This window comes from Solwaraspora sp. WMMA2059, from assembly GCF_027497315.1.
Lineage (GTDB): Bacteria > Actinomycetota > Actinomycetes > Mycobacteriales > Micromonosporaceae > Micromonospora_E.
The window spans coordinates 6,447,815-6,473,499 of the sequence record NZ_CP114908.1 but is presented as its reverse complement, the minus strand read 5'-3'; the positions used below and the strand labels follow the sequence as shown (position 1 = coordinate 6,473,499).

Here is a 25,685-nt window from a genome sequence, read left to right as displayed (position 1 = left end):
TCATGGTCGGCTCCGGGTCAGCACGACCGCGACGTCGGTGAACCGGTGTGCAATCGGCGCCTGCGGCTTGTGCACGGTCACCGTGACCGAGTGGACCCGGTGGTCGGCCAGGCACTGGACGGCCAGCCGGTCGGCCAGCGTCTCGATCAGGTTCACCGGCTCGCCGCTGACGATCGCGACGAGCCGGTCGGCCAGCTCGCCGTAATGCACGGTGTCGGTGACGTCGTCCGAGGCAGCCGCCGACGTGAGGTCGACGGTGAGCTCGACGTCGACGACGAAGTCCTGCCCGGCGGCGCGTTCCTGCGGGTAGACGCCGTGCCGGCCGTGGGCGCGTAGCCCGGTCAGCACGATCCGGTCGGTCGTCGACGGCCGCGCGGCCCCCGGGTCGGGCGACGGCGCTGCGGCGGGCTGGTGGTCGGTCATCGACGGCTCCCCGGCGGATCGTCGGCGTCCGGGACGATCCGGGGACGCCCGCTGGCCTGCCACACCGCCAGCGCGTCGACGGTGTCCCGGACGTCGTGTACCCGGACCCCCCAGGCGCCGGCGGCGACCGCCAGCAGACTGGTGGCGGTGGTCGCTGCGGCCCGTTGGTCGACCGGCCGTGGCTGGCCTGCCGGGTCGGCGAGCAGTTGGCCCAGGTAGGACTTGCGACTGGCGGCGAAGAGCAACGGGCAACCGAGGTCGAGCAGTTCGGGCAGGCGGACGGTGAGCTGCCAGTTGTGCTCGGCCCGCTTGGCGAAGCCGAGACCGGGGTCGACGACGAGCCGGTCGGCGGCCACCCCGGCGGTCAGTGCGGCGTCGATCCGGGCGGCCAGCTCGGCGCGGACCTCGCCGACCACGTCGCGATAGTGCGCCAGGTCCTGCATCCGGTCGGAGTGCCCACGCCAGTGCATCAGAATCCACGGGCAGCCGGCGTCGGCGACCACCTCGGCCATCCGTGGATCCGCCAGACCGCCGGAGACGTCGTTCACCACCGCCGCCCCGGCGGCCAGCGCGGCGGCGGCGACCGCTGCCCGGGTGGTGTCGATGCTCATCGGTACGCCGGCGGCGGCGAGCGCCCGGACGACCGGAAGCACCCGGGCCACCTCGGTCGCGGCGTCGATCCGCACCGCTCCCGGCCGGGTCGACTCACCGCCGACGTCGATCAGGTCGGCGCCGTCGCGGTGCAGCCGGACGCCGTGGGCGACGGCGGCGTCGAGGTCGGCGTACCGCCCACCGTCGGAAAAGGAGTCAGGCGTGACGTTGAGAACGCCCATCACGACCGGCCGGGCCGGCCGCAGCAGATCGGTCACGGATAGGACGGTACCGGCGCGGCTCGGTGTCGGCCGGCAGAGGGCATGCTGGGTACTCTCGAACCAGACAACGGCGGCACGGCGGCGCTGTCGGTCGAGTTGCACGCAGCTTGTACCAGACAGGGGTGGCCCGTACGCTTTGCAGTTGCTGGTGGTCAGCGAGGGCAACGTCGAGGAGAAGGGCTGAAGTTGGACAAAAAGCCCACAAATCATCACCGTACGCGGTGATCGCCGGACGCAGGGTCGAAACTCGCGGCACGACCCGACACGTCCGTGAGGCTGGACAACTGCAGTGCCCCGGCTTCGCCGGCCGCACACCGGGGAGGTTCCCATGATCGAAACAACGCTCGTCGACACGGTCAACGCCGCCATGGCGTCCGTGGTCGACACGCTTCCGTTGCTGGCCGCGCCGGCTGGCGAGCCGGACCCGGCGCCGACCGGCTTCAACACCGAGGGCGTTGTCTCCTTCCTCGCCAGCAAGGTCGCGCCGATCCTGCTTGCCGTGCTGGGCGTGATCTTCATCGGCCGGGCCAGCAAGGGCGAGATCTCCAAGGTCCTGACCAGCTCCGCGATCGCGATCGTGGGTCTGGCGTTCATCGCCGGAGCGGCGACGCTCTTCTTCGTCGGCGACTACCTCATCAACCTGATGTTCGAATAGAGCGCGGGGCACAGGATGCGGCTGCGTACCGACGACGACATCTACCGCGCCCGGCTGGTCTACCTCGGCCCGCCCGGCTACACGTTGCCGATCCACCTGCCGTATGCACAGTACGGAGTGTTCATCCTCCTCGTACCGCTCTACATGTTCATCCACTGGGCGTTCACCTTCACCGTGGAACTCTTCCCCGCCTGGGAGATCGCGCTGGCGATCGTCACCACCTCCTTCATCTTCCGGTACGTCGACCCGGATCGGCCCGCCCGGATGGTGGTCCGGACCGCCCTCACCGACTGGCGCCGCACCAGGGAACCCGCCACTGAACAGCGAGACCCGCGACTGATCGCCAGCCACATCCGGATCCGGGAGGAGTTGGCATGACCCGCACCGACCACCGAACCGCAGCCGCTGTCCACCCGGCCGGCCGGCGGCGTGAGGCGATGGCATGAGTCGATCATTTCCGCCGGGCTCCTCCCACCCGGCCGGTCAGCCGTCCGGCACCAGCGGTAACGGTAAGCGATCGACCGACTACGACACCGCCGAGCTGGACGAGTCGACCGACACCGAACTGGTCACCAGCCCCAGCCACGGCGCGGTCGCCTTCTTTCAGGCACCCGCGGCATCCCGCGGCAGCCGGCCAACGCGAACCCCGCCGCCGGCACCACCAGTGCCCAATCCCAGAGCCGGTATGAGCGACAGCACCGACATCGACTCGCCCTTCTTGGACCTTTTCCCGGGTGCCGGCCCCGCCGGTGGCCATCAGCCGGGCCGCACACCACGCACGGCGATCCGACGCTCGGCCCAACACGACGCGATCGCAGCACCGACGCGGCCCGACGCCATCGAACCGCCCACCCGGCACGACGCCATCGCACCGCCGGCGCAGCAGACTGCCATCGGACCGCCCGCCCGGCACGATCCGCAGGGGACCCCCGGCGACGCGTCGGCCGGGGACACCCCACCCGCTGGGCCGATCGGCTCGGCGCTGTCCGGTCCCCCTGCCCCGCCACCCGAACCGCCGGTCCAGCGTCGAGCCGTCACGCCCACCCCGCGTACCGCCGCCGACCCGGCCCCGGCAGCCGAATCGGCCCCACCTCGTGACGGCCAGCCGGCCACCTCGGCGTCCACAGTGCCACCGTCACCACCGCCGGCACCGGCCCTGCCGCCACCGCCCGCCGCCACCCGCCGGCCCGGTCCGACCGCGCAACACGTTCGGAGCCGGCCCGAGCCGACACACGGGGCCAAGGCAGCGCAGCAAGATGGCGCACCGACACAACGCCGGCTACCGGCGACGCCGCAGCACGCTGCATCCCAGCAGCACGCCGCGCCCGCGCCCCAACAGCGCGCCGCACCCGCACCGGTGCATCGGCCGGCGCCGGCCGATGCACCGGTCAGCGGCAAGGGCAAGCGTGCCCGCCGGCGGGCCGCCGAGGTCGACCGGCCGGACAAGTTGATCAAGCCGGTGCCGGTCCGCCCCCCGAAGGTCAAGTTCACCGACCGGGACCCGGCCGCCGAACTCGCCATCACCGAGATCGCCGGCCACCTCACCTTCACCCCGAACACCGTGACCGCCTGGTACTGGCTGCCCGAGGTGCGCTGGGCGTTCCGGCCCGACGCCGAGCGGGAGGTGCTGCTGTCAGCCATCTCCGAGCAGTACGCCGGCCTGGCCGGATTCCGGGTGCACCTGCGCCGCACGACCCGGCCGTTCCCGGCCGACGAGTGGGCCCGCACCATCGACTCGCTAACCAGCAACCCCCTGCCCAACGTCTCCGACGCGGTCTCCTGGTCCGACCACCTGGTCGCCGCGCAACGGCACCTGATGGCGGTCAACCACGCCGAAGGGCAGACCTACCTGGGCATCACCTTCGCCCGCCGGTCGCTCGGCGACTCACTGTCCGAACGGGTGCTGCGGCTGTTCGGCCGCGGCGTCGCCGAGAGCGAACGCCGCCGGCTCGGCCGGATGGTCGAGCAGTTCGACGAGGTGCTGGGTGCCTTCGGCATGCGGGGTCGACGGGTCACCGCTGGCGAACTCGAATGGCTGCTCTACCGGTCGGTCGCGCTCTGCATGAACCCGCCAACCATGCTCTCGCCGGTCCGAAACGGCAACTGGGACCGCGGCGACCTGCTCGCCCTCACCGAGCAGGTCGAGCGCTACCGGACCCCGTACGGCTCGACGCTCAAGCTGGTCAACCGGATGACCGGCGAGGAGCGGCACGTCGCGGTGCTGGCAGTCGGCCGGATGGAGCCGCTGGAGATCCCGGAACGCCACGAGCCGTGGATGCACTTCCACGAACGGCTGCCGTGGCCGATGGAGATCTCCTCCCGGATCGACCTGCTCGGGCCGGCCGACTCGTTCCGCAACCTGGAGCACCGGCTCCGGATGATCCGCTCCCAGCAACTGGACTACGCCGAGCACGGCATCGACGCGCCGCCGGAACTGGAACGGCTCGCCAAGCGGGCCCTGCACATCGGTGACGAGATGACCACCGGCCTGCCGGTCGAGTCCGCCCGGGCGCACGGCTGGCACCGGATCGCCGTCGGTGGCCGGACCCGCGAAGAGTGTCTTGAACGGGCCCGCCGGCTGATCCAGCTGTACTCCCGGGAAATGCGCATCTCGCTGCAGCATCCGAAGAACCAGGACTGGCTGGCCCGGGAGTTCATCCCTGGGGAGCCGGTGGCGAACACCGGATACATCCGACGGATGCCGGTCAACCTGCTGGCCGCCGCGCTGCCGCAGGCCGCGTCGACGGTCGGCGACCGGCGCGGCGACCTGATCGGGCGGACCGCCGGCACCTGCCGCCGGCCGGTCTTCCTCGACCTGCACTTCCCGATGGAGGTCCGGGAACGTTCCGGGCTCGCCGTCTTCGTCGCCGAGCCGGGCGGCGGCAAGTCGACCCTGCTCGGCGCCCTCGGCTACCTGGCCGCCCGGCGCGGCGTGCAGGTCACCCTGCTCGACCCGTCCGGGCCGCTGGCCCGGCTCTGCGCCATGCCGGAGCTACGGCCGTACTCGCGGGTGCTCAACCTGACCGGTTCCGAACAGGGCACCCTGGCACCGTACTCTCTCATCCCCACACCGGTGCGCGGCGAGTTCGCCGCCGGAGCCGCCGGCGACCGCGAGTACGAAATTTCCGTGTCGAACGCCCGGGCCGAACGCCGGATGCTGGTCCAGGACATCTGCATGATGCTGGTGCCGCCGCAGGTGGCCCGGGAGTCGTCGACGGCCACCCTGCTGCGGCACGCGGTCCGCCAGGTGCCCGCCGAAGAAACCTCCACGCTGGACGACGTGGTCGCCTGCCTCAGCGGGCTCGACGACGACGGCCGTGAGCTGGCCAACCTGCTGCTGGACACCGCCGAGATGCCGCTGGCCCTGCTGTTCTTCGGCTCGCCGGAGCCGGGCCTGCTCGGTGCCGACGCCGCGCTGACCGTGATCACCATGGCCGGGCTGCGGCTGCCCGACCTGAAGATCGAACGCGAGTACTGGTCGGCCGAGGAGGCGTTGGCTCTGCCGATGCTGCACACCGCCCACCGGCTGGCGGTACGCCGCTGCTACGGCGGCTCGATGGGGTCACGCAAGCTCGTCGGCCTCGACGAGGCGCACTTCATGGAGGGCTGGCGCTCCGGCCGGTCCTTCCTGGTCCGGCTGGCCCGCGACTCCCGCAAGTGGAACCTGGCCGCGCTGGTCTCGTCGCAGAATCCACGGGACATCCTGGGGCTGGACGTGCAGAACCTGGTCTCCACCGTCTTCGTCGGCCGGATCGCCGAGGACGAGGAGATCGCCGCCGAGGCGCTGCGCCTGCTGCGTGTCCCGGTCGACGACGGTTACGAGGCGACGCTCGCCTCGTTGTCTAGCGTAGACAGTTCTTCCGCGAGCCGACTGGGCTTTCGGGAGTTCATCATGCGCGACGTGGACGGTCGGGTGCAGAAGGTCCGGGTGGACGTCTCATACGTGGACGGACTGCTCGACCACCTCGACACCACACCCGGTACGCCGCAGGCGGCACCCGCCGGTCTGCCGACCGCGCTCAGCGACCTGGAGGTGTGACGTGGCGAGGACCGCGACCCGGTGCACCGCGCTCCTGCTCGCCGTCCTGACAGCCGCCGTGGCGAGCATCTCCTGGCCGGTACTCGGCGCGGCCGCTCCGGCCCAGGCCGCCCCGGCCGGGCCGGTCGCCCAACTGCCCGCCCAGGCACCGGCCGACCTGTGTCCGGTCGAGGCCTGGCAGGCCGACTTCCGGGCCTGTCTCGACCGACTGCAGGACGTCAGCTCGGCCCGCGCGCAGTGCCTCGACCCGCCAGCACCGAGCGCCCCCGACTCCGGCTTCGGCGGTTGGTTCGCCACCCAGCCGGAGACCTACGAGGGCGCCATCGGCCACTACACCAACTATGGGTACGCCGGCTACCGGTTCCCGACGTACGACCTCAACGGCGGATGTGCCTCCTCGGTGGTGAACGCCGACGTGGGTGTGTTCAACGGGGTCGCCAACCTGGAGATGATGGTCGCCACCGCGATCGTCGGCGCGTCCAACGCGATCCGGGAACGGGCCTGGGACCCGGGGACCATGTACGCCTGGGCCGACCCGCTGGTGGCGCAGGCGACCACGGCGATCTACGAAGAGGTGTTCACGGTCTTCGGGCTGATCACCCTCTGTGTGGTGGGCCTGTACCTGATCTGGCGGTCACGTCAGTCGGACATGAGCAACATGATCACGACGGCCGGCTGGGCGGTCCTGATCATGGTGGTGGTGACCGCGATCGCCGCCTGGCCGGTCCGCTCGGCGAACCTGGCGGACGAGGCGCTGACCAGCACACTGGGCGTGGTCCACGAGGCCGTCGGCCCGCGGGCCGTCGAGGTGACACCGGAGGAGTGCCCGTACCCCGACCCGCAGCAGTGTGCGGACCTGCGTCCGCCGGCTGTGCGGGCCAGCGACACGACCACGTCGTCGATGCTCTACCGCAACTGGCTGCGCGGCGTGCTCGGCTCGGCGGACACCGACACCGCCAAGAAGTACGGCCCGGTGCTCTACGACGCCCAGGCGTTCACCTGGTCCGAGATCGAGGAGATCCGCGCCGACCCGGCACTGCGGGAACCGATCATCGAGGCCAAGAACCAGCAGTGGATGAAGGTCGCCGAGCAGATCCGGACCGAGGATCCGGAGGCGTACGAGCATCTGCAGGGCATCCGGGAGATGGACCGGGTCGGCACCGGCCTGATCGCCATCTTCGCGGCGGCCATGTTCGCCATGTTCGACCTCGCCGCGTCGCTGCTGGTCCTGCTCGGATTCCTGCTGTTCCGTTGGGCGGTCGTCGCCGCGCCGATCCTCGGGACCATCGGTCTGCTCCGGCCGGCCGGCGCGGGGATGCGTCGACTCGGCAACGCGGTCGTCGCCGCCGTCTTCAACATCGCGATCTTCGGCACCGGGGCGGCCGTCTACCTGTTCGCAGTCGACCTGATCATGAGCACCCCCACCCTGCCGGGCTGGCTGCAGGTGGTACTGATCTGGCTCTGCGGCATGGTCGGCTGGCTGCTGCTGCGTCCGTACCGGCGGATCACCGATCTTGGCGGCCGGGACGGCGGCGGCAGTTCGTGGAACCTGCGGTACTTCCGGGAAACCCGGGAGACCCGCGAGCCCGAACAGGTCGTGGTCAAGTCCAAGGACGGACGGGACCAGACCGTCGTCAAGCAGACCGTGGTGCGGCCGGAGGCCCGGTTGGAGGACCCGAGCAGCGACAAACCCGCCGGTGGTGCCGGCAGCACCGGACCGGCCAGGGAGCGGCCGGACGGCCGGGAGGACGGCTCCGAACCCACCGCCCAGCCCGGGTCGCCCCGACCATCGAGCCGACCCCGTCGCGCGTCGACGTGGACCGCGCCCGACGTCCCGGCCGAAGAGCACCAGTACGCCGTCTACCGGCCCGACAGCACCCGCAAGCCCGACGAGGCGCCGAAGCCGCGCATCCGTACCGAAGCTCGGTGACCCGGAATGCGTCCCGTCATCGCCTTGCTGACCCGGTTCCTCTTCCGGTCCCGGGTCGGGCTGGCGGTCGTGCTGCTCGTCGTCGTGGTCAGCGTGGTCGGCGTCGGTCAGGTCGTCGGCCGCGATGACGGGACCAGCGGGCCACTGCTGGGTGCACCCGGACCACAACCGGCATTGACCATCGACCCGACCGCCGGTGACGACGGAATACGGTCGGTGGCACCTGCCCCTGACCCGGTGACCAGCCCCGGTGCCGCAGATCCGCCGACGGTCGCCGTCGCGTTCGCGACCGCCTGGCTCGATCGCGGCCTCGACGCCGAGCAGTGGCACGCCGGGCTGCGGCCGTACGCCACCGAGGAACTGGCCGAGAAGCTGGTCGGCGTCGATCCGGTGGCCGTGCCGGCCGAGCGGTTGACCGGTGAACCGGCGGTCATTTCGTACGCGACGAATCTGGTCGAGGTGGTGATCGAGGTGGATTCCGGTACGTTGCGGCTACGGTTGACCGGCTCCGACGGACAGTGGCTGGTCGACGGCGTCGACTGGGTGCGGGCATGAACGACAGCCCCGGCATGCGGACCCGCGCCGCCCGGCACGTCGCCCTGACCGTGGCGCTGACCGCGACGCTGGTGCTGCTCTGCTGCACCGGCGGGATCGGTGCGGTGCTGTTCAGCGACGACGAGCCGGATTCGGCGCTGTTCGCCGCCTTCGGCTGCGGGCGGGACGGCCCGGTCGACCCCGACCAGGCGCCCCGGGTCGGGCCGTACGGGCCGGACCAGGTCGCCAACGCGGCGGTGATCATCAACACCGGCGCGGAGCTGTCGGTGTCGCCGCGCGGCTGGGTGATCGCGGTGGCAACCGCCATGCAGGAGTCGGCACTGCGGAACCTGGGGCATCTCGGCGACCGCAACGACCACGACTCGGTCGGCCTGTTCCAGCAGCGACCCAGCCAGGGCTGGGGCACCCCGGTACAGCTACAGGATCCGGCGTACTCGTCGCAGAAGTTCTACCAGAAGCTGCTGACCATCGACGGCTGGGAGACGATGGCGCTGACCGACGCCGCCCAGCGGGTGCAGGTCAGTGCCTTCCCGGACGCGTACGCCAAGCACGAACCGTTGGCGACCCGGATCGTCAACATCCTCACCGGCGGCGCGGCCCGCGCGGTCGCCGGCCCGGACGGGCTGCTGCGCTGCGCCGCCGACGGCGAGGTCGCCGCCTCAGGATGGACCCGACCGGTGCCGGGCAACGTCGGGTCCGGCTTCCGGACCAGCTCCCGGCCCGGACACAACGGCGTGGACATCGCCCAGCCGAAAGGCACCCTGATCCGGGCCGCCTCGGCCGGCCGCGTCATCGTCTCCCGGTGCGACCCGGACCAGTACGGCCGCCTCGACTGCGACGTCGACGGCTCGCCCAGCAAAGGTGGCTGCGGCTGGTTCGTCGACATCCTGCACGCCGACCAGGTGATCACGAGATACTGTCACATGGTGAAGCGGCCGGAAGTCGGCGAAGGCGACCTGGTAGACGCCGGACAGGTGATCGGCGAGGTTGGCTCCAGCGGCAACTCGTCCGGCCCGCACCTGCACTACGAGATCCATCTCAACGCAGACCGCAGCAGCCGCGGAGCCGTCGACCCGGTGCCGTTCATGCGGGAGCGGGGCGCGCCGCTCGGTGAGAGTGGCTGACCGACCGGAGGAAACTGCGTTGACCCGGGACCCGATGCCGGACCCGTTCGCGGATCAACCGAACTGGGCGCCTCGACCGCCGCGACCGACAGCGCTGGTGCCAGCCGCCGTCGCAGCCACGCTACGCGGCCGGCGGGTCTGGGTTGGCCTGCCGGGCACCGGATGGCGCGGCGACCTGCGCGGCGACGAGAAGGTCGTGCAGCGCAGCCGCACCTACGTGCCGGTGCTGCCGGAGCAGGAATGGTACCGGGCCGAATCGGAGGGGGTGGAGGTGTTCGCCCCCCTGGTACCGGCCGACCGGGTCTGGGTCGAGCAGCCGGACGACACGCTGACCCACCCCGGGCGGGGCGACGTGCTGTCCCGGCTCGTGTCGCTGGATGCCCCGGCACCCCGTTTTCCGGTGCCGGTGGTTGACGCGGGGCCGCTGGTCGGCCGACGGCTGGTGCACATGGACGACGGCCAGGAGCGCCGCGACCTGCGCGCGGTGACCGAGTTGCACTCCGGCGCCGATGGGGACATCTGTGTTCGGGCGGCCACCGAGCTGGCCTGGTACCGGTGGGTTTGGACGGGTCAGCCGCCGGAGACGATCGAACTGCCGGTCCATCTGGTCTGGGTGGAGTGACGTCGGCAGCCTTGCCGGCGAGACCGAGGCGGTCGAGCGCTCAGCTCGTCTGTTCGGCTCCACACACCCGCCAACCACCCTGGTCGACCACGTGGAACCGCCAGTCGGCAGTTGTGGCGAACATCCGGCCGTTGAACGTGGCCGTCTGTCGTACGGTCGCCGAAACCACCGCCGAGCTCTCCGACTCGGACACCAGCGCGACCGACTGGACCCGCACGATGACCGTGCTGCCTCGTTCCTCGCTGGCAACGACCTGCTCCCGCAGCCGTTGGACGGCCGACAGATCCGGGTCGGTGCAGGTGAAACCGTCGGCCTGGAGGTCGTCGCGGGCCGACAGGTAGGCCACGAGGTAACCACGGACCGTCGATTCGGGGGTGCCCCGGTCGGGGGTGGTGACGCTGGTGTAGAGGACGAACGCGACGCTGACGCCGCCGAGGCAGAGCAGCGCGGTGATCCCGGCAGCCAGCACCAACGCCAGCCGTAGCCGGCGGCCGGGTGGCACCACGGGCGGCACTCCGACGCCGGGAGCGATTCGCTGCCTGGGCACCCGTCCACGGCGTACAGGGGCCGCCGCCGGCCGGGTCTGCTCCACCCCTCGACAGTATCCGTCGCGAACGTGAGACTGAATAGCCGGTTCGAGTCCTTATTGGTCACATATCCGGCGAAGCACCCTGACGAGTACTGATCAGGCGGGAAACCTCGGTCACCCCACATCCGGCTGCGGACCGGCTGGGATACCGTCTCAGGTCTGAACTCAACCGGCGCTCGCGGACGAGCTGCCGTACAGCGGTAGGCAGGTGGTCGACATGGGCATGGACCTGGACCGCGCCGCCGCGCTGCACCGCTCGGCGGCAGCCGTCGTCACCGCGCTGGACCAGGTTGACGCGGCCGGTGGCGGCCGTACCACCGGCTCCGATCAGCACGAGGTCGCCGAGCAGCTCCGCAGCCTCGCAGCGCGGCTGGCCCCCGGCTGGTGGGGTGCCCCGCTCGACGCCCAGACCCCGACGATGCCGATGGGCGGTCTCGACCACGTCGGCCACCTGCGGATCGGCATCGCCCAGCCACTGGACGACGCCCGGTTCCCGGTGGTCGTCCCGTTCCTCGGCAGCGGGCATCTGACGCTCGACGGCGACATCCGCGACCGACGGGTCGCCGGGCTGCTGCGGGCCGTGCTGCTCCGCCTGCTGGCCGCCGTACCGCCGGAACGGGTGTCGGTGCGCACGGTGGACGGCGTCGGTGCCGCGGGCGAGGACGTGCTCGGCCCTTTCCGGCCGTTGACCGAGGCCGGCGTGCTGCGCCCGGCCGCCACCGACGTCACCGGGCTGCGGGCCGCCCTGGCCGAGGCGGAGCAGTGGATCCGACCGGCCCGACCGACGGTCGCCCGGCACCACCGGCAGGGGCGGTTCATGCTGCTGATAATCGCCTCGCTGCCCGAACTCACCGACGGTGTCGTGCTCGACCGGATCGCCCGGCTTGCCCAAGTGGGCCCCGAGCATGGCCTGCATCTGGTCGTCGCCGGCTGGCCGCCGCCTCCGCTGGACACCGAGCAGACCCGCGCCGACCTGCCGTGCAGCACCATGGTGCGGCTACGGAATCCGTACGTCCTGGTCGGTGACCCGCCCGGGGACACCTTCCGCGACCTGCCGGCCGGAGCGGGCGGCGACCACCTCGGCGGTCTCGACGCGCCGGTGTACCTGGACCGGCAGCCACCCCAGCAGCTGATCGACCAGGTGTGCGCGGAACTCGTCGCCCGGTCCGAGGTCGGTGCCCGTCCACCGCTGACCGACCTGCTGCCCGACCCGGCGGACGGAACGGTCGCCGGATCCGCCGCCGACGGGCTGGTGGCCGCAGCGGGGTTCGACGGACACCGGCCGGTCCTGCTCCGGTTCAACGACATCACCCCACACTGGTTGGTGGCCGGGCAGGCCGGCGCAGAGGTGGACCAGTTCCTCACCGCCCTCCTGTACGGGCTGGCGGTACGGCACGATCCCGCCGAGGTGACCCTGCATCTGGTGGACCTGTCGCCCGGCGAGTCGTTCACCAGCGTGCTGCCCGGCGTCACCGACCCGTCCGGGCTGCCGCACATCGCGACGGCCGGGGTGGACGCCGACCCGGAGTACGGACTGTCGGTGCTGCGTCAGGTGGCGGCGGAGGTCGACCGGCGCTCCTTCCTGGCGACCCGCAATGGGACGACCCGGTTCGCCGAGCTCGCCGCCGCCACGGGCACGACCCGCGTTCTCTGCGTGCTCAAGGATCCGGCCCCAATGCTGGACCTGACCGGACCGGTCGCCGACGAGTCACTCGACCTGCTCGAACGGATCGCCAGGGGCGGGCGCGGCAGCGGAGTCCACCTGCTGATCGCCGACTCCGGGACCGGCCCAGCTCCCGGGTCGGAGCAGAGCGTCGGATCCGATGAGCCTGACGGGTCGGGCGGCTGGGTGGGCTCAGGCGGTTGGGTCGGCCCCGATCCGGCCGGCGGGTCGACCGGCGGTGGCTGGTGGCGGCGGGATTCGCTGCTGAGCCAGTTCCCGGTCCGGGTGGTGCTGGCCGGCGGTGACTGGCTCCTGGAGCCGAGCAACGACGCCGCGGTCGGGCTGCCGACGGGTCGGGCAGTGGTGAACACCGCCGGCGGGCTGGGCGGCCCGCGTGGGGCGACCCGCGGCCACGAACGTACCGTCGTGTTTCCGGATCCGTACACGGACCGGCCTGGGTTGGCCGGGCTCCGCCGGCAGCTGTGGTCGCGCCGTGCGGCCGACGCCCGGCCGCCGCAGGTCTTCGCCGGCTACCTCCAGCCGGAGCTCGAATCGGACGAGACCTACCAGCGGGTGCTGGCCGACCCGCCGGACACTCCAGCCGGACTCTTCGGCCGGGCCGTCGAGCTGCCGGGGCGGACAGCGGAGTTCCGGTTCGAACGTGCCCCCGGTCGCCACCTCGCCATCTTCGGCTCCCGGGAGAGCACCGCGAGCCTGCTGGCCACGGTGGTACGCAGCGCCGCGGCACACCACCAGCCCGGCACCGCCCGCATCCTGTTGCTGTCGATGGGCGAACACGACCGCCGGCAGTTGACCGACCTCGCCCGAGCGGTCGGCGTCCGTCAGCCGACCGAGGTGGTGGATCTGGAGGTTCTCCGGACGCTGGGCGACGCAGCCGGCCCCGCGTACCTGGTCATCGCCACCGCCGACGTTCTCGAGCTCGGCGGGCCGGCCGCCGCCCGCCTGCGCAACCTGTTGGACTCCGGGCCGGCCCGCGGCATCCATCTGCTCTCCGGCTGGGAGCAGCCGGACTCGTTCCTGGCATTTCTCGGTCCCAGTCCGGACCTGATCGCCGGGATCGTCCTGCTCGACCGGCCGGTGACCGAGCAGGCCGCGACGGCCGGGCCAGTCGGGTTCGCCGGCCGGCTGCCGGCTTGGCACCCCCGCCCGCAACGTGGTCTGTTGTACGACGCGCAGACCGACCGGCGCACCGTCTTCGTCCCGTTCCAACCGGCCGGGACCGGGGCCGACACCGGGGAGGGGCGCGTCGTAGCCGACACCGGGGAGGGGCGCGTCGTAGCCGACACTGCGGAGGGCGCGGCGTGACTGGGAACGGCACCGGAGACGAGTGGGCGGAGTACGTAGCGGCCGCCCGACGGTTGGCCCGGCTACGCCACGGCCAAGGGCGGCCAACGGACGGTCCAGCTGGCGACCGGCGCTCAATGGACCTGACGGTGCTGCGCGACCGGCTCGCTGTCCAGCGGCGTCAACTGGTCATGCTCGGCGTACCGCCTGGCCTGCTCAATCCGATGCCGCCGGAGGTAGCCGCGGTCCACGCCGCGGTCAGTGCCTCAGCCGGGGCTTCGGTCGGTGCCGCAGTGCGGATGCCTGCCTCCTTGGCAGTCGGGTCGCCGGCCCGGCAGGCGGCGATCGCGCGAGCGCACGCGCAGGTCGACGCCGCCAACGGCGACCTGGCCGTCGCGGCGGGTCCGTCTGGCGGTCCCCCGCCGTGGCTTCGCAACCTGCTGGTGTACGGGCCGTTCGCGGTGATCGTCCTGATGATCCAGTTGGCCATGTTCGTGGTCGCCGGAGACCAGGCACCGCTGGGCTACGCGCTCGGCTGCGGGCTGGTCCTGCCGCTGGTCGCGTTCGGCCTTGGCTGGCTGGCGGTCGGTTTCGTATTCGGCGGGCCGCGCCAGCGGCCGGACCGCACACCGTTGGTGGGGGCGCTGGTCTGCGCGGTCCCGCTGGTGCTGGCGTTGGTGCTGGCGGCGCTGATCTCGCTGCTCGGGTGAATCGGGCAGTTGGCGTCAGCTGTGGATGATCAGGCTCATCGCTTCAGCACGGGACTTGGCGTCGCGTTGGAACACACCGCGTACGGCCGAGGTGATGGTACGGGCACCAGCCTTCTGGATGCCGCGCATCGCCATGCACATGTGTTCGCACTCCAGCACGGTGACCACACCGCGCGGCTCCAGCCGGCTCATCAGCATGTCGGCGATCTGCGAGGTGAGCCGCTCCTGGACCTGTAGCCGCCGGGCGTAGACCTCGACCAGGCGGGCCAGCTTCGACAGGCCGGTTATCCGGCCGGTCGCTCCGGGAATGTACCCGATGTGCGCCACGCCCCGGAACGGCAGCATGTGGTGCTCGCACAGCGACATCACCTCGATGTCGCGGACCAGCACCAGCTCGTCGTGGTCAGCCTCGAAGGTGGTGGTGAGCACCTGGGCCGCGTCGGCCCGCAGACCCGCGAGCAGCTCGGCGTACGCCCGAGCGACCCGGGCCGGCGTCTGGCGCAGCCCGTCACGGTCCGGGTCCTCGCCGACGGCGATGAGGATCTCCCGTACGGCGCGCTCGATCCGGGTCAGGTCGACGGAGCGTTCGACCGGCGTGCCGTTGAGTTTGCCGTTGATCAGTCGGGCGGCGAGATAGTCCAGCGCGTCGTCGTCGGGTTCGGTCGACGACGCGCTGGACGGTAGGTCAGGGCTGCTCAGGAGGTGCCGTCCGAGTTCGCGGACATGCCACCGCCGAAGACGGCTTGAGCCCCGTCGGCGACCGCCTGCCGGCCGAGGTTCTCCTTCTCGGCCGGGGTCAGCACCGGCGGCTCAGTGGACGGCTGCCGCTTGCCGAAGCCGTTGAAGGGTGCCATCGGCGGCCGCTTGACCACCCGCTCGCAGATCCGGGCCATGTCGGACTGGGAAATGGTCTCCTTCTCCATCAGCTCCAGCACCATGGTGTCGAGCACGTCGCGGTACTCGACCAGGATTTCCCAGGCCTCATCGTGGGCCAGCTCGATGAGGGCGCGGACCTCGCTGTCGATCTCAGCGGCGATCGAATCGGAGTAGTCCCGCTCGTGGCCCATGGTCCGGCCGAGAAACGGCTCGTCGCCGTTGGTGCCGTACTTGACGGCGCCGAGTTTGGCGCTCATGCCGTACTGGGTGACCATGGCCCGGGCCAACGCGCTGGCCTTCTCGATGTCGTTGCCGGCACCGGTGGTGGGCTCGTGGAAGACCAGTTCCTCGGCGGCCCGGCCACCGAGGGCGTACGCCAGGGTGTCGATCATCTCGGCACGGGTCTGGGTGTACTTGTCCTCGGTCGGAAGCACCAGGGTGTGGCCCAACGACCGCCCCCGGGACAGGATGGTCACCTTGTGCACCGGGGCGGCGTGTGGCAGGGCCCAGGCCACCAGGGCGTGACCGCCCTCGTGATATGCGGTGATCTTCTTTTCCTTGTCGCCCATCACCCGGGTCCGCCGCTGTGGGCCGGCGACCACCCGGTCGATCGACTCCTCCAAGGCCTCGTTGGTGATCGCCCGGGCGTCCTGCCGGGCGGTCAGCAGCGCCGCCTCGTTGATCACGTTGGCCAGGTCGGCGCCGCTGAATCCGGGGGTACGCCGGGCCACCGCGTCCAGATCGACGTCCGGGGCGAACGGCTTGCCCCGGGCGTGCACCCGCAGGATCGCCTTGCGGCCCTCCATGTCCGGGGCGTCGACCGGGATCTGCCGGTCGAACCGGCCGGGGCGCAGCAGCGCCGGGTCGAGGATGTCGGGTCGGTTGGTGGCGGCGATCAGGATCACGCCGCCCTTGGTGTCGAAGCCGTCCATCTCGACCAGCAACTGGTTGAGGGTCTGTTCCCGCTCGTCGTGGCCGCCGCCCATGCCGGCACCACGGTGCCGGCCGACCGCGTCGATCTCGTCGACGAAGACGATCGCCGGGGCGTTCGCCTTGGCCTGCTCGAACAGGTCACGGACCCGGCTGGCGCCGACACCGACGAACATCTCGACGAAGTCGGACCCGGAGATCGAGTAGAACGGCACACCGGCCTCGCCGGCCACCGCCCGGGCAAGCAGGGTCTTCCCGGTGCCGGGTGGACCGAACAGCAGTACGCCCTTGGGGATCTTTGCACCGAGTGCCTGGTACTTCGCCGGGTTCTGCAGGAAGTCCTTGATCTCCTGCAACTCCTCGACGGCCTCCTCGGAGCCGGCCACATCGGCGAAGGTGGTCTTCGGGGTGTCCTTGGTGATCACCTTCGCCTTGGACTTGCCGAAGTTGAGCACACGGGACCCGCCGCCCTGCATCTGCGACATGAACAGCAGCAGCAGGATCACCAGGATGGCGATCGGTAGCAGGTTGACCAGCAGGGTGATGAAGATGCTGTCCGACGACACCTCGGCCTCGGCCGGGCCGGTCACCCGGCCGGCCTCCTTGGCGGCCAGCACGTCGGTCCAGATCTCGTCGCCGACCTCGTACGGGAACTGGGCCTCGATCCGGTCGGTCTCGGTGTCGCCGAACTCTTCCGGCTCGGCGAGGTCGAGCCGGAGCGTCTGCTCCCGGTCCTGGAATATCGCCTTGTCGATGCCGCCCTGCTCCAGCCGCTCCAGCGCCACCGAGGTGTCCACCTTGTGGTAGCTGGGGCCGTTGGTGAAGAACGAGCTGAGCGCTATCGCACCGATGATCACCAGGATGATCCAGACCACCGGCCGGCGGAAGAAACGCGTACGTTCCATACGTATGTCGAGCGCCGCAGCGCCCGGACCCTCCTGATCGACGTTCTGACCGTCTGGTTAGCCACTCCGGGGCGCCAACCGAGCGCCACGGTCATTCGAAGGTACACCGTGGTGACGAGGTGCGCGTCCGCGAGCCCGGTCGACCCGCGCTCCGTCCGCTGGTCCCACGTCGGCGCGGTCAGCTGACCCGCGCCACCGCATACCGTAGCGCTGTTTCCTGGGAGTGGCCTGGACGTCCCGAGGAGTTTCCCGACGGCTGACACACCGGCGGCGGTCAGCCGCGGCCGTACACCTCGGGCTTGAGCACCCCGACGTAGGGCAACTCGCGGTACCGCTCGGCGAAGTCCAGGCCGTAGCCAACCACGAACTCGGTGGGGATGTCGAAGCCGACATACCGCACCGGGACCTGCACCTTGACCGCCTCGGGCTTGCGGAACAGCGCGACCACCTCCACGCTCGCCGCCGACCTGGACGCCAGGTACTTCAGCAGCCAGGACAGGGTGAGGCCGGAGTCGATGATGTCCTCGACCACCACCACGTGCCGACCGGCGATGTCCCGCTCCAGGTCCTTGAGGATGCGGACCACGCCGGAGGAGGTGGTGCCCTGCCCGTAGGAGGAGACGGCCATGAACTCCAACTCGACGGGAGCGCCCTGCCGGCCGAGCTCACGGGCGAAGTCGGCCATGAACATGACCGCGCCCTTGAGCACGCAGACCAGCAGCAGTCCACCCGTCACGTCGGCGTAGTCAGTGGCGATCTGCTTGGCGAGTTCCGCGGTCTTGTCGCGGATCTGTTCCTCGGAAATGATCACACGGTCGATGTCGGCGTCGTACCAGGAGCCGTCAGCCATGCGCTAAGCCTGCCGCATCCGGCCGGCCAGCCGACACCGGGGCCGGCGGATACTCACGTGGCGCCGGTGGGTGACGGTGGTCCAGCCGACGGTCACCGGGGCCGGCGGACACCGTCGTGACTCGGCCGCCAGTCGGCCGAGTCACGACTGTCCCGGGTGAGGCCGGCCGCCGAGGCGGCGGCGAGCAGCAGGATGATCGACACGACGATAAGAAGTTCCATGGCGGCAGCCACCTTCACGTTGGTCCTGACGGGAGGTTCACCCTGGTCCCGATGGGTGTGTTCACCCTGGTCCCGATGGGTGTGCCGCCGGTGCGCACCGGACGTCGACACCAAGTCTGCGCGCCGGCCCGCTGAGCGAACAGCGGCAGAGATGCCACTGTTCATCGAAATCCTGCCACCGTGGGCTAGACTCGTCGCATGCTTCGTACCGTCGCGGTGATCGCGCTCGACGGCGTAGCCCCGTTCGAGCTCGGGGTGGTCTGCGAGGTCTTCGGTCACGACCGCACCGCGGACGGCTTCCCCGGATACCGCTTCGACGTCTGCACCGTCGACGGCGGCCCGGTCCGCACCAGCTCCGGCTTCTCGCTGCTACCCACCGCCGATCTGCGGCCGGTCGCCGACGCCGACCTGGTCGCCGTGCCCGCGGCCAGCTTCCACGACGCCGTCGCCGCACCGGTGGTCGACGCGTTACGCGCCGCCGACCGCCGCGGCGCCACCCTGCTCAGCGTCTGCTCCGGCGCATTCGTGCTCGGCGCCGCCGGCCTGCTCGACGGCCGCGAATGCACCACCCATTGGCGGTACGCCGACGAGCTGGCCCGCCGCCACCCGACCGCCCGGATCCGGTGCAACTCGCTGTACGTGGCCGACGGCAACGTGCTGACCAGCGCCGGCACCGCCGCCGGGATCGACGCCTGCCTGCATCTGGTCCGCCAGGAGCACGGCTCCGCCCTGGCGACCAGACTCGCCCGCCGGATGGTGGTGCCGCCGCACCGCGACGGCGGGCAGGCCCAGTTCATCGAGACGCCGATCGCGGCCAGCCCGACAGCGGCCACGCTGGAGTCGGTGCTGGTATGGATGCAGCAGCACCTGGACACCACGATCAGCGTGGAGGAACTGGCTGCCCGGGCACACATGGCACCGCGTACCTTCGCCCGCCGGTTCCGGGCCGAGACCGGCACCACGCCGCACGACTGGCTCACCGGCCAGCGGGTGCTGCTGGCCCGCCAGCTACTGGAGGAGACCAGCCTGGGGGTGGAGACGGTGGCCCGGCGGTGCGGCTTCGGCGACGCCGCCACCCTCCGGCACCACTTCAGCCGGCGGGTCGGCGCCACACCCCAGGCGTACCGTGGCACGTTCCGCGACCGGACCGCCGTCGGCTGAGCCGGCCGACAGTTCACCCCCGGCCCGACGCACCTCGATACCACCCGGCAGGTGCACCGCCCGCTGCCCACGCCACCGGGTGACCAGTGCGTCGAGAGCGGTGACGTGCCGGTACGCCAACGCCCCGGCCGGCGCACCGAGCCGCAACGCCCAGCGGTGCAGCACCCGGGTCCGCACCGCGTCCGGCAGCTCGGTCAGGACCGGGACCGCCAGCCCACCACCGGGTGTGGCGGCCCGGTCCGACGCGGCGTCGGCCAGCCCGTCCAGCGTCGTGTTGTCGGCGGCGACCAGCGTGGCGGTCCGCGCCAGATTCGCCACCACCGCAGTGCCCAGCGCCTCGACCAGGGCCGGCAGCGCGTCGGCCCGGACCCGGGCTCGGGCGTACGCCGGGTCGGTGTTGTGCGGGTCGGCCCACGGGGTGAGGCCGAGCGCCGCGCAGGCCGCCCGGGTCTGCTCCCGCCCCACGTCCAGCAGCGGACGCAGCACCGTGACGCCGTCCACCTGGCGGGCCGGCGGCATCCCGGACAGGCCGGCCGGACCGGCCCCCCGGGCCAGCGCCAGCAGCACCGTCTCGGCCTGGTCGTCGCGGGTGTGACCGAGCAGCACGGCGGCCGCCCGGTGCCGGTGGGCCACCCGGGTCAGCGCGGCGTAGCGGGCGGTCCGCGCCGCCGCCTCCGGGCCGCCGGCGGCACCGACCTCGACGGCGACGGTCTCGACCGGGTCGAACCCGGCCCCGGCCGCCCAGCCGGCCACGTCCCGGGCCTGCTCGGCGGACCCCGCCTGCAGGCCGTGGTCGACAGTCACCAGCCCGGCGCAGACCCCGCAGCGGGGGGCGACGAACGCGACCGTGGCCGCCAGAGCCAATGAGTCCGGGCCGCCGGAGCAGGCCACCAGCACCAGCCGGCCGGCGTACTCGCGCAGCATCCGCCGGACCGCGACACGCAGCTCGGCGACAGCCGGAGCGAGCCTGGGCACCCGCGGCTCAGACGACGGTCGGCGGCGAGCCGGAGACCGGGCCATGCACCCGGGCCACCCAGGCGTCCGGGTCGCCCAACTCCTCCAGCCGGGGCAGGGTCAACGGGGAGTCGAAGACCTTGTTGAAACCGGCCATGCCGACCCTGTCGACCACGCCGTGCACGAATTTGCGGCCTTCGGCGTACTGGCGCATCTTGACGTCCACGCCGAGCAGCCGGCGGATCGCCTTCTCCAGCGGGTTGCCGGCCTCGCGGCGGCGGTTGAAGCCGGCCCGGATCTGCTCCACCGTCGGGATGACCTCCGGCCCGACCCCGTCCATGACGAACTCGGCATGCCCTTCGAGCAGGGTCATCAGCGCGGTCAGCCGGTCGAGTACGGCGCGCTGCGCCGGGGTCTGCACGATGTCCAGCACGCTGGCCCGGCTCTGCGGGTCGCGGATCGACTCGGCTAGCGTGCCGACCCCGCGCCGGACCCGGTCGACGAAGTTGTCGCCACCGGCCTGCGAGGCGTCGACGAACGCCTGAACCTGGCCCAGGAAGTGGCCGCGCATCCACGGCACGGCGGTGAACTGGGTGCGGTGGGTGACCTCGTGCAGGCAGACCCAGAGTCGGAAGTCGCGCGGGTCGGCGTGCAGCTTGCGCTCCACCTCGACGATGTTCGGGGCGACCAGCAGCAGCTGGCCGGGGTCACCGGAGAACACCTCGTACTGACCGAGCACCCGGCCGGAGAGGTAGCCGAGCACCGTGCCGGCCTGCACACCGGTAACCCGGGAACCGATCGCGTCGGTGAGCGCGCCCGGCTGGCGGTCGCCGGCCGCCCGGGAGACCAGCGGCGTAATCACGTCACGCAGCCCGGAGATGTTGGCGACGGCCCAGTCCCGCCGGTCGACCACCCGCACCGGCGGGTGCGCGACCTGGGCCTGCAGACCGGTGTACGCCACGACGTGTCCGGCCGCTTCGTCGGTCAGCCGGCGAAGGTCGTTGACCACCTCGGTCGCTTCGTCGAGCGAAGCCTTCGGCCCCGACTTGCTCAGCGCGCCGGCGGTTGCGGCGGCCAGATCCCAGTCCACGAACTGCGCCATGCACCCACCGTACCCGGGTGACGCCCGCCGACCCTGGTGATCATGCCCCGGTCAACGGCAACCGCACCTGGCCAGGGTCGCGGCGATCCGGTCCAGGCCGGCCTGGGCGGCGTCGATGAGCAACGGCACCTCGTCGGCCAGCACCGCGAACGCCAGCAACCGGCCGTCGGCGGTGGTCACCGTGCCGGCCAACGCGTTGATTCCGGACAACGACCCGGTCTTGGCCCGCACCACGCCAGCGCCGATCCGTTGCGGGGCGTCCGCCGTCTGGTACCGACCCTGCAGGGTGCCGGACCAGGCGGCGACCGGCAGACCGGAGAACAGCCCGGTCAGCGCGGGGCGGTCGCCGCTGCCGGCGAGCACGGTCAGTTCGGTCAGCAGTCCCGGGGTCACCCGGTTGCTGCGGGACAGGCCGCTGCCGTCGTACAGGTCGCTCTGGTCGGCCGGCAACCCGAGTTCAGCCAGTACGGCGTCCATCGCGACCGCCGCCCCGGCGAACGACGCGGGTTCGCCCCGGGCGATGGCGACCTGCCGGGCGAGCGCTTCGGCGAGGACGTTGTCACTGTCGGCGAGCATCATCTCGACCAGCCGGGCCATCGGCGGCGATTCGATCCGGGCCAGTTCGGCACCCGGGCCGGCCTCCGCCGGCCGGTCGGGGTTTGCCCCCGACGACCGGTGGGGGGTCGCCGGCTGCCCGGTCGCCGACGAGGTCGGTGCGCCGGCGACCGCGTCGGCGCCGTCGACGGGTTGCGTCGGCGCGCCCGGCAGCTGGTCGGTGTAGCCGGCCGGTGTGGTGTCCACCGCGTTCGCCGGCAGCCCGAGAGCACGGGCGAAGGCCCGGCCGGCAGCCAGGTCCGGTGCGGCCGAGCGCGGCGCCCAGCCCTTGGCTGCGGCGGGATCGGTCCGGGCACCGTCCACCATCAGCGCGGTGATCGCGGCCGCGTACCCGCCGGTCGGGATGTCCTCGTCCCACCCGGGCCCGAACGCCGGTCCGGAGAAGAGCGAACTGTCGATCAGTACCTTGGTCGGCGCCGTGTCACCGAGGGCGCTACGGGTGGCGGCGGCCAGCACGTCGAGCCGGGCGGCCCCCGCGTAGTACCCGGTGTCACCGATCGACAAGGTCGGGTCGCCACCGCCGATCAGCACCACCTCGCCGGGCGCGGCTCCCGCGACCACCCGGGTCGTGATCCGATGTGTCGGCCCGACCGCGGCCAGCACCGTCGCCGCGGTGACCAGTTTGGTGGTCGACGCGGGCACGGTCAGCGCCGCCGGTTCGCGACCGTACAGAACCGCGCCGGTCGTCATGTCCCGGACCGAAACGTGCACCCGGTCGCCGAGGCCGGATCGGTTGACCGCCTTGTCCAGCGTCTCGGTCAGCCCGGCCGTGGTGGGAATCGGGGCGTCGACGGCCAACCCGGCCAGCACCGGACCCGGCGTCGGCTCGGCGGACATGCTCGGGCTCGGGCTCACCTCGGCGGCACCGAGCCAGCCGGCCACCGGGCCCGGCCGGAGTACCGCGATCGAGGTACCACCGGCCAGCAGGACGGCGACGGCGACGGCGACGGCGACGGTCAGCCGCCGGGCCCGGCGGCGGCGGTCAGGTGACGACTGGCTGGCCGGTGGCGCCGGCTCAACCGGTGCCGACCCGGACGATGCAGCGCCGGATGGTGCAGCTGGTGCCGAGCCGGATGGTGCACCGCCAGTCGGCGCAGACTCAGCCGGTACAGGCTCGGGCGGCGGAACCGGTCTGGCGGTGCCACGAGCCGGCACCGACGCGCGTCCGCGGTGGCCGCCCTCCGAGACGTCGGCCGGAGCCGCGTCGGCGCCGCCGGACACGGCCGGCACGTTGGCCCGGCCGGTCACGGGCGCCGACCCGGTGGCCGGCGGGGTTGCCTTAACAGATGGGTTCCCAGTGGGCGGCGGCGGGGCGGCCGGCGGCGGAGCGGCCCGGCCCGATGCCGTCGGATCTGGATCGCGCGCACCGGCCGGGGCGGCGGCAGAGTCCTCCGGCGGGACCACTTGGTCACCTTTCGCGGACGATCCACTACCCTCCGACGTGGGACTTGGCGCTCCGTCGGCCCGGTCGGGTTCACCGACGGCCCCAGCGGACTGTGAGTCTTCCCTCCCCACTGGCCCCACCTCCCAACTGACGAACGGACTAGGCGACACTACTTGTGTTCACAAAGCGAGCGGGAGCCGAAACGGTCGGGCGGGGCAACGCCCGGACGGCGTACCGCTCTATTTCCGTAGCCAGCGCGGGCGACGAGGGAGCGTGAGTATGGATTTCGACGTTACGGTTGAGATCCCCAAGGGTCACCGGAACAAGTATGAGGTCGATCATGCGACCGGCCGGATCCGGCTGGACCGCACCCTGTTCACTTCGACGCAGTATCCAGCCGACTACGGTTTCATCGAGGGCACCCTCGGGCAGGACGACGACCCGCTGGACGCACTGGTGCTCGTACCGGAACCCACCTTCCCAGGATGCCTCATCCGGTGCCGGGCGATCGGCATGTTCCGGATGAAGGACGAGAAGGGCGCCGACGACAAGGTGCTCTGCGTGCCGTACGAGGATCCCCGGCAGGAGCACCTGCGCGACATCCACCACCTCGGCGAATTCGACCGCCTGGAGATCCAGCACTTCTTCGTCGTCTACAAGGACCTGGAGCCGGGCAAGTCGGTCGAAGGCGCGACCTGGGTCGGCCGGGTCGAGGCAGAGGCCGAGATCCAGGCGTCGTTCCGCCGCCGGGAGGCCGCCCTGGAGCGCGGCGAGTCGGCCCACTGACCTGATCAGGCGTCGGGCTGCTCAGCCGAGCAGCCCGACGGCCCACCGGTAGAGCCCGAAGACGGCACCGGCCAGCGGAACGACGCTGACCAGCGCGGTGATCTCCAGCAGGTCGGCCGCCCGGCTCAGGTACGGCGACGGTGACCGGCCGGCGTACCGGGCACCGACCGCAGCGGTCGACACCGCGACCATGCCCACGGCCACGACCAACGTCGACGGCGACACCGGCAGGTACGCCGGCAGCGCGCCGAACACGGACAGTGTCGTGGCCGCTGCCCCCGCGACAAGCAGTGGCGGCCGCTGCCGGGTACTGACGAACGACCGCGAGCGCAGTGACATCGCCAGCCCGACGACGCCGACCAGCACCACCCCGACCACCCCGCCGACCTGCGCCAGCACCACGCTGGCCGCGACGCCGACGGCGGCGTACCCGATCAGCATCCCGGTGAGTAGTTGCTCGGCCCGGGCCACGGCACCCGGCACCCGGTCGCTCGTCCCGACGACGGTCGGCACCTGGCCGAGCCGGACGGCGAGTCGGGGCAGCAACCCGACCCCGCAACCGACCACCACCAGCAGTCCGGCCGCCGCGCCGGCCGCCCCGGTGACCGTCGACGCGGCGATGGCCGCCATCGAGCCGAGCCCAGCCACGGTCACCACGGCGACGAAGATCGGCCCGCCGGCGGGCACCGCAGCCCCGGCAGTCACCGCCGTGCCCAGCAGCACGAGTAACCCGGTCGCCATGGCCGCGGCGGTCGGCCAGTCGTCGGGACGCAGCCCGACCGGATCACCGTCGCCGGCAGCGAGCAGACCGGCGGCGAACGCGTACGGCAACGAGCCGGCCCCGAGCACGACGCCGGCCGCCGCGTCCCGCCAGACCCGTCCGGCCAGTACCCCGACGGCGAGCACCGCAGCCCCGACGAGGACCGCCACCCTTGCCCGCTCGGCCGTCCCGGTGCCGGCCCCGACCAGCACCAGCCATCCCGCGCCGAGCCACAGCCCGGCCGCGCCGAGCGCGTACCCTCTGGTTGTCGCGGCCGACCAGGTCCGGCCCTGCTGACTGGCGGCGGCCGCAATCGCCTCGGCGACGTCGTCGTACTCCGGCTCCGGCCAGTAGGTCCGCCCGGGCACCAGATGCAGCACGTCGCCGTCGCGGATCCCCTGCTGGCGCAGCGCCTGCCCGGCAGACACCGGCGCCCCGTCCGCCCGACGCAGCACCCAGCCTCCGTGCCGTTCCCCGTCGTCGGCCAGCCCGTCCCCGTTGTGCCGCAGCAGTTCCGGCAGCAGCTCGGCGACCGGCACGTGTCCGGGCAGGGCGAGATCCAGTCGGCGGTGCGGTCCGCAGACGGTGATCCTGGCCAGGCTCACGTTCATCGCCCCTCCTCGACGCCGCGACGGCCGGACCGGTGCCGGACCG

General features: G+C 72.0%; 22 protein-coding genes and 1 pseudogene. 11 read left to right on the top strand and 12 right to left on the bottom strand.

What is annotated here, in order from left to right; all coding sequences use genetic code 11:
* Entirely contained in the window at window positions 1-423 is a 423-nt protein-coding gene (gene folB / locus O7553_RS29625; protein WP_281552800.1) for a dihydroneopterin aldolase, read from the bottom strand.
* Window positions 420-1,292, bottom strand: a complete 873-nt coding sequence (gene folP / locus O7553_RS29620) for a dihydropteroate synthase (RefSeq protein ID WP_281552799.1) — start codon at window positions 1,290-1,292, stop codon at window positions 420-422. Before folP ends, folB begins: the two co-directional genes overlap by 4 nt.
* Before the next feature lie 370 nt (window positions 1,293-1,662).
* On the opposite strand from folP, the gene O7553_RS29615 reads away from it, so the two are divergent.
* The 7 genes from O7553_RS29615 (at window position 1,663) to O7553_RS29585 (ending at window position 10,220) form a co-directional block, all read left to right on the top strand.
* A complete protein-coding gene (locus O7553_RS29615) occupies window positions 1,663-1,950 on the top strand; it encodes a hypothetical protein (RefSeq protein WP_233606437.1) in 288 nt (95 codons plus the stop codon).
* 15 nt (window positions 1,951-1,965) lie between these two features.
* Window positions 1,966-2,328 (top strand): hypothetical protein, encoded by a 363-nt coding sequence (locus O7553_RS29610; RefSeq protein ID WP_123603834.1) that lies wholly within the window; start codon window positions 1,966-1,968, stop codon window positions 2,326-2,328.
* Window positions 2,329-2,392: 64 nt separating this feature from the next.
* The gene (locus O7553_RS29605; RefSeq protein WP_281552798.1) at window positions 2,393-5,989 is read left to right on the top strand and encodes an ATP-binding protein; all 3,597 of its coding nucleotides are present in this window, start codon (window positions 2,393-2,395) and stop codon (window positions 5,987-5,989) included.
* 1 nt (window position 5,990) lies between these two features.
* Window positions 5,991-7,919, top strand: coding sequence for an MFS transporter (locus O7553_RS29600; protein WP_281552797.1), 1,929 nt, complete (start codon window positions 5,991-5,993; stop codon window positions 7,917-7,919).
* Between the two features lie 6 nt (window positions 7,920-7,925).
* The gene (locus O7553_RS29595) at window positions 7,926-8,474 is read left to right on the top strand and encodes a hypothetical protein (RefSeq protein WP_281552796.1); all 549 of its coding nucleotides are present in this window, start codon (window positions 7,926-7,928) and stop codon (window positions 8,472-8,474) included.
* Window positions 8,471-9,598 carry a M23 family metallopeptidase gene (locus O7553_RS29590; protein ID WP_281552795.1) on the top strand — a complete coding sequence of 376 codons (1,128 nt, stop codon included), beginning with the start codon at window positions 8,471-8,473 and terminating at the stop codon, window positions 9,596-9,598. The genes O7553_RS29595 and O7553_RS29590 overlap by 4 nt, the downstream gene beginning before the upstream one ends.
* A gap of 34 nt (window positions 9,599-9,632) precedes the next feature.
* Window positions 9,633-10,220, top strand: a complete 588-nt coding sequence (locus O7553_RS29585) for a hypothetical protein (RefSeq protein WP_281555805.1) — start codon at window positions 9,633-9,635, stop codon at window positions 10,218-10,220.
* 40 nt (window positions 10,221-10,260) lie between these two features.
* Here the strand turns inward: O7553_RS29585 and O7553_RS29580 are convergent, their stop codons facing one another.
* Window positions 10,261-10,767: a hypothetical protein gene (locus O7553_RS29580; protein WP_281552794.1), complete on the bottom strand. Its 507-nt coding sequence runs from the start codon at window positions 10,765-10,767 to the stop codon at window positions 10,261-10,263.
* 259 nt (window positions 10,768-11,026) lie between these two features.
* Here O7553_RS29580 and O7553_RS29575 point away from each other — a divergent pair, with 259 nt between their 5' ends.
* A complete protein-coding gene (locus O7553_RS29575) occupies window positions 11,027-13,798 on the top strand; it encodes an FtsK/SpoIIIE domain-containing protein (protein ID WP_281552793.1) in 2,772 nt (923 codons plus the stop codon).
* A gap of 116 nt (window positions 13,799-13,914) precedes the next feature.
* Window positions 13,915-14,487 (top strand): hypothetical protein, encoded by a 573-nt coding sequence (locus tag O7553_RS29570; protein WP_281552792.1) that lies wholly within the window; start codon window positions 13,915-13,917, stop codon window positions 14,485-14,487.
* A 15-nt stretch (window positions 14,488-14,502) separates the two neighbouring features.
* Here O7553_RS29570 and folE read toward each other — a convergent pair whose 3' ends face one another.
* The 4 genes from folE to O7553_RS29550 form a co-directional block, all read right to left on the bottom strand.
* Window positions 14,503-15,186, bottom strand: coding sequence for a GTP cyclohydrolase I FolE (gene folE / locus O7553_RS29565; RefSeq protein WP_281555804.1), 684 nt, complete (start codon window positions 15,184-15,186; stop codon window positions 14,503-14,505).
* Window positions 15,183-17,198: an ATP-dependent zinc metalloprotease FtsH gene (gene ftsH, locus O7553_RS29560; RefSeq protein WP_123603842.1), complete on the bottom strand. Its 2,016-nt coding sequence runs from the start codon at window positions 17,196-17,198 to the stop codon at window positions 15,183-15,185. The genes folE and ftsH overlap by 4 nt, the downstream gene beginning before the upstream one ends.
* A gap of 274 nt (window positions 17,199-17,472) precedes the next feature.
* The gene (gene hpt, locus O7553_RS29555; protein ID WP_281552791.1) at window positions 17,473-18,048 is read right to left on the bottom strand and encodes a hypoxanthine phosphoribosyltransferase; all 576 of its coding nucleotides are present in this window, start codon (window positions 18,046-18,048) and stop codon (window positions 17,473-17,475) included.
* A gap of 92 nt (window positions 18,049-18,140) precedes the next feature.
* Window positions 18,141-18,269 carry a hypothetical protein gene (locus tag O7553_RS29550; RefSeq protein ID WP_278172054.1) on the bottom strand — a complete coding sequence of 43 codons (129 nt, stop codon included), beginning with the start codon at window positions 18,267-18,269 and terminating at the stop codon, window positions 18,141-18,143.
* 198 nt (window positions 18,270-18,467) lie between these two features.
* On the opposite strand from O7553_RS29550, the gene O7553_RS29545 reads away from it, so the two are divergent.
* Window positions 18,468-19,430: a helix-turn-helix domain-containing protein gene (locus O7553_RS29545; RefSeq protein WP_281552790.1), complete on the top strand. Its 963-nt coding sequence runs from the start codon at window positions 18,468-18,470 to the stop codon at window positions 19,428-19,430.
* A gap of 3 nt (window positions 19,431-19,433) precedes the next feature.
* Here O7553_RS29545 and tilS read toward each other — a convergent pair.
* From tilS to O7553_RS29525, 4 genes and pseudogenes are all read right to left on the bottom strand, one after another.
* A pseudogene (gene tilS, locus O7553_RS29540) lies at window positions 19,434-20,405 on the bottom strand (tRNA lysidine(34) synthetase TilS); the annotation flags it as partial.
* Window positions 20,406-20,412: 7 nt separating this feature from the next.
* Window positions 20,413-21,486 carry a zinc-dependent metalloprotease gene (locus tag O7553_RS29535; RefSeq protein WP_281552789.1) on the bottom strand — a complete coding sequence of 358 codons (1,074 nt, stop codon included), beginning with the start codon at window positions 21,484-21,486 and terminating at the stop codon, window positions 20,413-20,415.
* A gap of 51 nt (window positions 21,487-21,537) precedes the next feature.
* Window positions 21,538-23,061: a D-alanyl-D-alanine carboxypeptidase/D-alanyl-D-alanine-endopeptidase gene (gene dacB, locus O7553_RS29530; protein WP_281555803.1), complete on the bottom strand. Its 1,524-nt coding sequence runs from the start codon at window positions 23,059-23,061 to the stop codon at window positions 21,538-21,540.
* Window positions 23,058-23,246: a hypothetical protein gene (locus tag O7553_RS29525; protein ID WP_281555826.1), complete on the bottom strand. Its 189-nt coding sequence runs from the start codon at window positions 23,244-23,246 to the stop codon at window positions 23,058-23,060. Before O7553_RS29525 ends, dacB begins: the two co-directional genes overlap by 4 nt.
* A gap of 518 nt (window positions 23,247-23,764) precedes the next feature.
* Between O7553_RS29525 and O7553_RS29520 the strand changes: the two genes are divergently transcribed.
* Entirely contained in the window at window positions 23,765-24,271 is a 507-nt protein-coding gene (locus O7553_RS29520) for an inorganic diphosphatase (protein ID WP_123603846.1), read from the top strand.
* A 21-nt stretch (window positions 24,272-24,292) separates the two neighbouring features.
* Here the strand turns inward: O7553_RS29520 and eccD are convergent, their stop codons facing one another.
* Window positions 24,293-25,642, bottom strand: a complete 1,350-nt coding sequence (eccD, locus tag O7553_RS29515) for a type VII secretion integral membrane protein EccD (protein WP_281552788.1) — start codon at window positions 25,640-25,642, stop codon at window positions 24,293-24,295.
* Window positions 25,643-25,685 lie beyond the last annotated feature (43 nt).